The 10,116-nt window shown below is 64.4% G+C and carries 8 protein-coding genes and 2 tRNA genes; 7 read left to right on the top strand and 3 right to left on the bottom strand.

Annotated features, from left to right (window positions below):
- Nucleotides 1-150: 150 nt before the first annotated feature.
- Entirely contained in the window at nt 151-1,854 is a 1,704-nt protein-coding gene (gene ilvD, locus H9627_RS12720) for a dihydroxy-acid dehydratase (protein ID WP_191734413.1), read from the bottom strand.
- Between the two features lie 328 nt (nt 1,855-2,182).
- Here ilvD and H9627_RS12725 point away from each other — a divergent pair, with 328 nt between their 5' ends.
- From H9627_RS12725 to H9627_RS12735, 3 genes are all read left to right on the top strand, one after another.
- Nucleotides 2,183-3,004 (top strand): ABC transporter ATP-binding protein, encoded by an 822-nt coding sequence (locus H9627_RS12725; protein ID WP_191734414.1) that lies wholly within the window; start codon nt 2,183-2,185, stop codon nt 3,002-3,004.
- Entirely contained in the window at nt 3,004-5,568 is a 2,565-nt protein-coding gene (locus H9627_RS12730) for an ABC transporter permease (RefSeq protein ID WP_191734415.1), read from the top strand. Before H9627_RS12725 ends, H9627_RS12730 begins: the two co-directional genes overlap by 1 nt.
- Before the next feature lie 79 nt (nt 5,569-5,647).
- Nucleotides 5,648-6,391, top strand: a complete 744-nt coding sequence (locus tag H9627_RS12735; RefSeq protein WP_318247798.1) for a DUF1648 domain-containing protein — start codon at nt 5,648-5,650, stop codon at nt 6,389-6,391.
- Here the strand turns inward: H9627_RS12735 and H9627_RS12740 are convergent.
- Nucleotides 6,388-6,729 carry a fluoride efflux transporter FluC gene (locus H9627_RS12740; protein WP_225213849.1) on the bottom strand — a complete coding sequence of 114 codons (342 nt, stop codon included), beginning with the start codon at nt 6,727-6,729 and terminating at the stop codon, nt 6,388-6,390. The two genes, H9627_RS12735 and H9627_RS12740, sit on opposite strands and share 4 nt — an antisense overlap.
- Nucleotides 6,726-7,040, bottom strand: a complete 315-nt coding sequence (locus tag H9627_RS12745; protein WP_191734416.1) for a fluoride efflux transporter family protein — start codon at nt 7,038-7,040, stop codon at nt 6,726-6,728. The genes H9627_RS12740 and H9627_RS12745 overlap by 4 nt, the downstream gene beginning before the upstream one ends.
- 128 nt (nt 7,041-7,168) lie before the next feature.
- Here H9627_RS12745 and pgm point away from each other — a divergent pair, with 128 nt between their 5' ends.
- The 4 genes from pgm (at nt 7,169) to H9627_RS12765 (ending at nt 10,113) form a co-directional block, all read left to right on the top strand.
- Nucleotides 7,169-8,833 carry a phosphoglucomutase (alpha-D-glucose-1,6-bisphosphate-dependent) gene (pgm, locus tag H9627_RS12750; protein WP_191734417.1) on the top strand — a complete coding sequence of 555 codons (1,665 nt, stop codon included), beginning with the start codon at nt 7,169-7,171 and terminating at the stop codon, nt 8,831-8,833.
- A 175-nt stretch (nt 8,834-9,008) separates the two neighbouring features.
- The gene (locus tag H9627_RS12755) at nt 9,009-9,746 is read left to right on the top strand and encodes a DsbA family protein (RefSeq protein WP_191734418.1); all 738 of its coding nucleotides are present in this window, start codon (nt 9,009-9,011) and stop codon (nt 9,744-9,746) included.
- A gap of 191 nt (nt 9,747-9,937) precedes the next feature.
- Nucleotides 9,938-10,010: transfer RNA gene (locus tag H9627_RS12760), tRNA-Ala, on the top strand.
- A 30-nt stretch (nt 10,011-10,040) separates the two neighbouring features.
- A tRNA-Ala gene (locus H9627_RS12765) sits at nt 10,041-10,113 on the top strand.
- Nucleotides 10,114-10,116: the final 3 nt, after the last annotated feature.

The raw sequence follows: 10,116 nt of genomic DNA on the forward strand, positions 1-10,116 counted from the left end.
GACCGCCGACCAACAACTTAAAAAAGATAGATATGTGTGTGACCGTATCACCCCGTGGTGGGTGATACGGTCACACACATTTTGCGTCCACTATGCAATCAGGGGGGTGTGTGCCGGGGATCTCCCCGGCGCACACCCCCTTTTGTCGTTCTAGAAGCAGACCGCGCCCGTTGAGGCCGACTGCACCAGCTTGGCGTACTTGCCCAGCACACCATGCAGACGGGGATTCTCCGGATGCTGCAGGGTCTTCCGGCGCTCCTCCAGGGTGGATTCGTCCACCAGGAGATCGATACGGCGCTGGGTGATGTCGACCATGATGGGATCGCCGTCCTCCACGAGGGCGATCGGGCCGCCGTCGACAGCCTCGGGGGCGACGTGGCCGATGCACAGGCCGGTGGAACCACCGGAGAAACGGCCGTCGGTGATCAGCAGTACCTCCTTGCCGATACCCGCGCCCTTGATGGCACCGGTGATCGCGAGCATCTCGCGCATACCAGGTCCACCCTTGGGGCCCTCGTAGCGGATGATCACCACATCACCGCCCTTCAGTTCACCGTTGAGCACGGCATCCATGGCGGGGGCCTCCCGGTTGAAGACACGGGCGGTGCCCTCGAAGCGATCGGCGTCGAAACCCGCGCTCTTGACCACGGCGCCACCAGGGGCGAGGGAGCCGTGCAGGATGGTCAGCCCACCGGTCTTGTGGATGGGGTTGTCGATGGCGCGCAGGATCTGGCCGTCGGGATCCGGAGGGTTGATGCCGGCGAGGTTCTCTGCGACGGTCTTGCCGGTGATGGTGAGGCAGTCGCCGTTGATGAGGCCGGCGTCGAGAAGCGCCTTCATCACCACGGGGATACCGCCGATCTTGAACACGTCGTTCATCACGTACCGGCCGAAGGGCTTGAGGTCGCCGAGGTGGGGGACCTTGTCGCCCACCGCGTTGAAGTCCTCGAGGGTGAGATCCACCTCGGCCTCGTGGGCGATGGCCATGAGGTGGAGTACCGCATTGGTAGACCCACCCAGTGCCATGACCACTGCCACAGCATTGAGCAGGGAATCCCGGGTGATGATGTCGCGGGCGCGGATCCCCTTCCGCAACAGTTCCACGACGGCCTCACCGGAACGGCGGGCATAGAGAGTACGGTCCTGGTGGATGGCCGGGGGAGCGGCGGAACCGGGCAGGGACATGCCCATGGCCTCCGCGGCGGAGGCCATGGTGTTGGCGGTGTACATGCCACCACAGGCACCCTCACCGGGGCACACGGAGCGTTCAATGGCATCCACGTCCTCTCTGCTCATGGTTCCCGCGCGGCAGGCACCGACAGCCTCGAAGGCATCGATGAGGGTGACCTCCCGCTCCGTGCCGTCGGACATCTTCGCGGTGCCCGGCATGGTGGATCCGTTGTAGAGGAACACCGAGGACAGGTTCAGCCGCGCGGCGGCCATGAGCATGCCGGGGATGGATTTATCGCAGCCGGCGAGCAGGACGGAGCCGTCCAGGCGCTCGGCACTCATGACGGTTTCCACGGAGTCGGTGATGACCTCACGGGACACCAGGGAATAGTGCATACCCTCATGGCCCATGGAGATGCCGTCGGAGACGGAGATGGTGCCGAACTCCAGGGGATAACCCCCGGCCTCGTGGACACCTTCCTTGGCGAATTCAGCGAGCTTCTTCAGCGTGAGGTTACAGGGGGTGATTTCATTCCAGGAGCTGGCCACACCGATCTGGGGTTTCTCCCAGTCGTCGTCGCCCATGCCGACTGCGCGGAGCATGCCCCGGGCGGCGGTGCGTTCCAGGCCGTCGGTCACGTCGCGTGAACGTGGCTTGATATCGATGTCATGATCGTTGGTCATGCCCCCACCCTAGTTCGGATTGTGATACCTGACACCGGTCAATGTCGGTCAGCGGTACCCAAACCCCAGATTGGCCCCTGTTTTCCATGGTGCACACAGCAAATCCCATGGTTTTACCTGTGAACTGGTGACCAAGGGGAGTCCACGGGTGAATGCCCGGGAGTTTTGGGGGTCTTCCCTGATCTCCCGCCCATGTACCCTCCGGTAGATTGACAGGGGTAATCGTCGTCAAGCACGTCGTTAAACGCGTCGCTACGCACCGAGCCCACCCAAGGCCCCGTGGCAGCTGCCCACGGGGCGCAACAAGTTGAGGAAAGCACCCGAATTGATGAGCAACCAGTCCGCGAACACTCCTGAGACGGGGTCGGAGAACTCCTTCACCCCAGCCACCGACATCAATGCTGGTCGTCCGGTCGCGGGTGAGGCAGCGGCACGGGCCGTGAATCTGCACAAGTCCTACGGTCAGGGGGACACCACGGTCACCGCCCTGGATCACGTGAATGTGGAGTTCGAGGCCAGGAAGTTCACCGCCATCATGGGGCCGTCCGGTTCCGGCAAGTCCACCCTCATGCACTGCATGGCGGGCCTGGATACCGCCACCTCCGGTTCCGCGTTCATCGGTGATACCGATCTGTCCACGCTCAGGGACAAGGAGATGACGGCGCTGCGCCGCGATCGCCTCGGGTTCATCTTCCAGTCCTTCAACCTGGTGCCCACCCTCACCGCGGCGGAGAACATCACCCTGCCCACCGACATCGCCGGCCGCAAGGTCGACCAGAACTGGTTCGAGGAGGTCACCTCCCGTCTGGGGTTGACCGATCGTCTCAAGCACCGTCCGGCTGAGCTGTCGGGTGGCCAGCAGCAGCGCGTGGCCTGTGCCCGCGCCCTGGTGTCCCGCCCGGACATCATCTTCGGTGATGAGCCGACCGGTAACCTCGACTCCAACTCCTCCGCCGAGGTACTCAACATTCTGCGGACCGCCGTGGACAAGGATGACCAGACCGTGGTCATCGTCACCCACGATGCGCGTGCCGCCTCCTACGCCGACCGCGTCATCTTCCTCGCCGACGGCCGCGTGGTCAATGAGATCCTCGATCCCAAGATCGATGACATCCTGGCCGCCATGACCGGAATCGAGGACGTCAAGTAATGAGTTCCGGATCAACCATGCGCAGGGTGAGCCTGCGCAACATCGCCGCGCACAAGGTCAGGCTGTTTCTGACCGTGTTGGCTGTGGTGCTGGGTACGGCGTTCGTCTCCGGTTCCATGATGTTCACCAATGCACTGTCCTCCACCTTCGATGAGGCGATCTCCAGCTCCCTCGACGGCGTGGACGTGGTGGTGTCCCCGGGTGAGAACATCGACGGTATTCCGGTGGAGACCGTCGACGAGATCCGCGCCCGCGACGACGTGGACACCCTCAACATCAATGCCAGCCAGAGTGTCGTCCTGGCCACCGAGGACGCCAAGGCCATCCAGACCGGCTCGGGCAGTTCCTCCCTCGGGATCTTCTATGACCCCGAGGAGGCTGTGGGCATGCCCTACCAGCTCGGCGAGGGTGAGCTGCCCGAGGGCACCGAAGAGGTCCTGATCAACGATTCTGCGGTGGAGGAGTACGGCCTCGGCATCGGCGACAAGCTGCTCGTGGTGGATTCCGGTGGTCGCTACACCGTGACCATCACCGGCACTACCACCATTGAGGAGGAAGCCGCCTCCATGGGCGGAATCCGCCTCGCGATGTCCGAGGAGGCCTACACCGAGCGGTATCTCGACGGGGAGACCGTCCCCACCGTGATCATCTCCGGGACGGAGGGCACGGAACCCCAGGCGCTTGTCGACGCCCTCAGCACCGACCTCGGTCCGGACTACCAGATCGAGACCGGCGAGGCCCTCGTCGAGGAGATCACCGGCGTCATCCGTGATGCCCTCAGCTTCGTGCAGTACTTCCTGGTGGCCTTCGGACTCATCGCACTGCTGGTGGGTACCTTCATCATCGCCAACACCTTCTCCATGATCGTGGCGCAGCGGATGCGCGAATTCGCCCTGCTGCGCGCACTCGGTGTCTCCCGCCCGCAGCTGACCACCTCCGTGGTGTTCGAGGCGATCGTGGTGGGTCTGTTCGGTTCCGCGCTGGGTGTCCTCGGTGGCATGGGACTGGTGGCGGCCATCTCCGCGGTACTCAACAACCTGGGCATGCCCATGGGCAGCAGTCTCGGCCTCACCCCGACCGCCGTGATCACCGCACTGGTGCTCGGCACCATCGTCACGGTCATCAGTGCGTGGGCCCCGGCCCGGCGCGCCGGCCAGGTCAAACCCGTCGAGGCCATGCGCGCCATCGAATCCACCACGGTCCGCTCCATGGCGGGACGCACCATCACCGGTGGCATCATCCTGGTGCTGGGCATCATCCTCGCGATCGCGGGTGCCGCACTGGAAGATTCCTCCACCACCACGCGCGCCATCATGGTGGGTATCGGTGCCCTGTTTGTCATCGTGGGTACCTTCTTCTTCTCCCCGGCACTGTCCATCCCCGTGGTCGGCGGACTCGGACGGATCCTGGGCGCACCCTTCGGTGCGGTGGGGCGTCTGGCCTCCACCAACTCCAGGCGTAACCCGCGTCGTACCGCCACCACCGCCTTCGCACTGACCCTGGGTATCGCCCTGGTCACCGCGATCGGTATGTTGTCGGCCACCATGAAGGAGGCCGTCAGTGACCTCATGGAGGAGCAGGTCAGCGCCGATTATGTGCTGACCGGTCCCGCCGGTGGATCCATCACCCTGCCGCGGGAGGCCGCCGGTGATGTGGCGGCCCTGGACAGCGTGGCCGAGGTGTCCACCGTTGGCGCCAACCTTGTGGACATCGACGGACAGTCCTCCTTCGTCGGCGGCCCGCAGTCGATGAGTTTCACCGCCGATGGCAACATCGGGGAGCTCATCGTCGCGGAAGGCGTGGAGGGCACCCTGGATCTCACCGAGTCCGGGTTCATCGCCTCCAGGCCGTTCGCGGAATCCGCCGGCTGGGAACTGGGTGGCACCTATCCGCTCAACGCCGCCGGTCAGCCGGTCGGTGAGGTGGAGCTGGTCGGTGTCTACGACGAGAACATGGTGCTCGGTAACTTCATGGTGTCCGAGGCCTCCTTCGCCGGCACCCCGCTCGAGGGTCGGACCATCCCCCAGATGATCCTGGCCAATGTCGCCGAGGGTGTGGACCCGGAGCAGGCACGCACCGACATCGAGGATGCGGTGGCCGAGTACATCGTGGTCAAGGTGCAGAGTTCCTCCGAGTACGCAGGTGAAACCGTCCAGATCATCAACACGATGATGAACATCCTGTACGCGCTGCTCGCGCTCGCGGTGATCGTGGCCATCATCGGCATCATCAACACCCTGGCACTCAATGTCATTGAGCGTCGACAGGAGATCGGCATGCTCCGGGCGGTGGGTACCGGACGCGGTCAGGTCCGCACCATGATCACCCTGGAATCCGTCCAGATCGCCATCTACGGTGCGATCGTGGGTATGCTCATCGGCCTGGGGCTGGGCTGGGCCTTTGTCACGGTCATGTCCGGTGAGGGGCTTGATGCCCCCGCCACCGTCCCGTGGGGTCAGCTCGCCCTGATGCTGCTGGGTGCCGCCGTGGTCGGTGTCATCGCGGCACTGTGGCCGGCGCACAAGGCGGCCAAGACGCCTCCGTTGGAGGCCATCGCGGACTAACGCATCCCGACACAGAAGCTCCCCGCCCAGGTGGCGGGGAGCTTCTGCGTGTCCGGGGGCCTTGCTACCATCTGGCACTGTGAGACGAACAGACAAGCGCATGCCCGATCTGCCGAAAATCCCGATGAACTGGGGATGGATCCTGGCCACCGTGGTCTCCACCGCGATCGTGGTGCTCACCCTGCTTGTGGTCTACTACCCGGACATACCCGACCCGATGCCCATCCACTGGAACGCCGCGGGCGAGGCGGATGGCTTCCGGGAGAAGACCCTGGGCGGATTCCTGTTCAACATCCTGCTGGGCCCTGTCGTGCTGATACTCAGTCACCTCGCCGCGGAGGCGATGGTCTCCATGCAGTCGGGGTATGTCACCGGCCCCGGTGGGGCGAAGACCCCCAATGAGGCCCACCGCACCTGGCACGGCTACCGCGCGACACAGCGACACCTGGGCTGGTTCATGTTCACCCTCAACCTGCTGGTGTTGTTCATGCTGGCGCGCAGCTACACCGCCGACCACAACCGGTGGGGACTACCCCTGTCACTGGCCGCCATCTTCGCGCTCTGCGGACTGCTCATGTGGGCGCTGGTGAAGGAGCAGAAGGCGATTGAGCGGAAATATCCCAAGGAACCAGGCGAGCAGGGGAAGGCCTGGGGGATCTTCTACAACGACCCCGGGGATAAACGCATCCTGGTGGACACCGGCACCGGCACCAACTTCACCTTCAACCTCGGGCAACCCGCCGGTCGGGCGTGGGCCTTCATCCTTCTTGTTCTCATCCCCGGCGTGCTGCTGGTGTGGGTGATCATCGCCGCGTTCCGTTAGGCCAGCTGCAGACCCACCTGTACCGCCACGATCCCCAGCACCAGGGTGGTGCCACCATAGGCCACCAGCCCACCCCAGTCCCGCTTCCCGATCAGTTCGCCCAGCTCCCGGGCCAGTGTGGACCAGGTGGACAGCGCCCCACAGAAACCGGTGACCAGGAGCGCGGTCTCCAGCACAGGTAAGGCACTGCCGATCACGATCCCGGCGACCAGGCAGGCCAGGGTGTTGGCGGTAAGGGTTCCCCGGCGGGCGGGCAGCAACCGGGTCAGCGCCCACCGCAGCACCCCGCCGAGGAAGGCACCCGCAGCCACCATAACGAAGCTCAGGACGGAGATCATGACGCCCACCGGTTGCCCACCAGCCAGGCTGCCACGCAGCCCACCACGGTCACGGTGAGGTAGGTGACGGCGTGCGGGAGGGGGGCGTCGACAAGCATCACCGCGAAGGCGGAGAAGGTGGTGAAACCACCGAGGACACCCGTACCCCAGAACGGGCCCGGCCGGTAGCGGCCCATGAGGAAGGACCCCAGCATATTGATGGCGAGGATTGGCCACAGGCCGTCACCGAACTGCATCGTGAGCGCCAGGCGCGCGCAGGCACCCACCGCCGCGCCGGCACCGACGGACATGCCCTCCCAGAGTTTTGGCATAAAACCGGAGTCTACCCGCCTGAAATTTCGCCCATCCCCTGCAAAGACGCGTGTTTGCGGGAATGATGGACAGGGATAGCAGACAGGGATAGCACCTGCACGAGTCATTTTCATAAGGAGCAGCACACATGGCACACGAGCGCGCCGGGCAGCTGGCACAGCCAGAGGACCTCATCGACATCGCGGAGGTGGTCACCGCATACTTCACCCGCATCCCGGACGTGGAGAACCCCGATCAGCAGGTGGCCTTCGGTACCTCCGGCCACCGCGGTTCCTCCCTGGACAGCGCGTTCAATGAGCACCACATCCTCGCCACCACCCAGGCCATCGTGGATTTCCGCAACCAGCGCAGCTCCAACTGGGTCGGTCCGATCTTCATCGGCCGCGACACCCATGCCCTGTCGGAGCCGGCGATGATCTCCGCGCTCGAGGTGCTCCTGGCCAACGACGTCGAGGTGCTTGTGGACGCCGACGGCGGCTACACCCCGACCCCGGCGGTGTCGCACGCGATCCTGCGCCATAACAAGGATGTGCGCTGGGGCACGGCCGGCCCGTCCTACCCGCTGGCCGACGGCATCGTGATCACCCCGTCCCACAACCCGCCGCGCGACGGTGGTTTCAAGTACAACCCCACCAACGGTGGGCCGGCCGACGCGGACGCGACCGACTGGATCGCCAACCGCGCCAACGACCTGCTCCGCGGCGGGCTTGTCGACGTCAAGCGTGTCCCCGTCAACGGTGTACTGGATGAGCGCGTCGGGCGCTACGACTTCAAGGGCACCTACATTGAGGATCTGCCCAATGTGGTCAACATCGACGCCATCCGCGAGGCCGGCGTCCGCATCGGCGCCGACCCGATGGGCGGGGCCTCCGTGGACTACTGGGGTGCCATCGCCGAGGCCCACGGCCTGGACCTCACCGTGGTCAACCCCCATGTGGATGCCACCTTCCGTTTCATGACGCTCGATTCCGACGGCAAGATCCGCATGGACTGCTCCAGCCCGCACGCCATGGCCTCCCTCATTGCCAACCGGGACAAGTTCGACGTGGCCACCGGCAACGACGCGGATGCGGACCGTCACGGCATCGTCACCCCGGACGCGGGACTGATGAACCCGAACCACTACCTGGCAGTGGCCATCGACTACCTCTTCGCCCACCGTCCGGGCTGGTCGGAGAACACCGCCGTGGGCAAGACCCTGGTCAGCTCCTCCATGATCGACCGCGTGGTGGCAAGCCTCGGCCGCACCCTGGTGGAGGTACCCGTGGGCTTCAAGTGGTTCGTGCCCGGACTGATCTCCGGTGAGATCGGCTTCGGCGGCGAGGAATCCGCCGGCGCCTCCTTCCTGCGCATGGACGGCACCACCTGGTCCACCGACAAGGACGGCATCATCCTCAACCTGCTGGCCGCCGAGATCATCGCCGTGACCGGCAAGACCCCCTCCCAGCGCTACGCCGAACTGGCCGAGCAGTACGGCGCCCCCGCCTACGCACGCACCGACGCCGAGGCCACCCGCGAGCAGAAGGCCATCCTGAAGGCACTGTCCCCCGAGCAGGTCACCGCCACCGAACTGGCCGGCGAGCCGATCACCGCCAAGCTCACCGAGGCACCCGGCAACAACGCCGCCATCGGAGGCCTCAAGGTGACCACCGAGAACGCCTGGTTCGCCGCCCGCCCCTCCGGCACCGAGGACAAGTACAAGATCTACGCCGAATCCTTCAAGGGTGAGGAACACCTCAAGCAGGTCCAGGAGGAAGCCCAGGCTCTGGTCAGTCAGGTGCTGGGGCAGTAGGGGCGACTGGTGGGTCAGCTGGCGGGTCATTAGTGGACATGTCAAACAACCCGTCGATGGTTTAAAGTCTAGAGTCATGCCCGTTTGAGGTGCCCCCGCACCGCAGGGGTTGCACAGTGGTTCTGCCCCGATCGGCGCGCAGGAAACAACATAGGAAAACAAGGTAAGGCATTACATGAGCAACAAAGTACAAAACCCCAACCAGGGAGGCAGCAAGGCCTTCCTCTGGGCACTGGTTGCCGTTGTGGTTGTGGCAATCGCCGTTGTCGCCTACATCGTCATCAACGGCCAGGGTGCGAAGACGGAATTCGTCGCCGAGCGCGAGTATGAGAACACTTCCATCAGCGCCACTCTCGACGAGGACAAGGTCACCCTGGAGGCTGAGGACGGTGCAGCCGCCGATGCCGACGTGGTCCAGCTGTACGAGGACTTCTCCTGCAGCTACTGTGCACTCCTCGCGGAGAACACCGATGATGACATGAGGGCCGACATCGAATCCGGCGACCTGGTCGTCGAGGTCCACTCCCTCAACTTCCTTGACCGCGGTAACGCTGAGGGACACTCCACCCGTTCCCTAGCAGCCATCCTCGCTGTCGCCGATTCCGGTGACTCCGATCTGTACTGGAACTACCGCACCCTGCTCCTCGAGGAGCAGGATAATGTGCTCAACCAGTGGACGAATGATGACTTCGCCGACGCCGCCGGTCACATGGGCGCGGAGTCCAGCGTTGTGGATGCCATCCGCAACGGGGACAACACCCAGCGCGCCATCGATATGGCCACCGGTAATGCCGAACTGCTCAACGAGCAGACCGGTTCCGTCTCCTCCCCACGCGTGCTGCAGGACGGTCAGGATCTGCCGGTTGATGACATCAACCAGTGGATCGAGTACCTGCGCGCCCAGCGGGCATAACCACCCGCCGGATACCGCATGAGTGATCCCCCGCCCTGTTGTCAGGGCGGGGGATCACCGCGTTCTGTGTGTTGTTAATCGGGGAGGGGACCGGTGGGGTGGAGCTCCGGGGGACCGGTGGGGGATAACCTGGCGACCTGCCGATTTGGTTAAAACACCGGGTGGGATGTAGATTTACATGAGTTGAAAGCGGGGCTATGGCGCAGCTGGTAGCGCACCACACTGGCAGTGTGGGGGTCACGGGTTCGAATCCCGTTAGCTCCACTGGGTTAATCCCAACAATTGAATATGCACGGGGCTATGGCGCAGCTGGTAGCGCACCACACTGGCAGTGTGGGGGTCACGGGTTCGAATCCCGTTAGCTCCACTG

Source organism: Corynebacterium gallinarum (genome assembly GCF_014837045.1).
GTDB classification, from domain to species: domain Bacteria; phylum Actinomycetota; class Actinomycetes; order Mycobacteriales; family Mycobacteriaceae; genus Corynebacterium; species Corynebacterium gallinarum.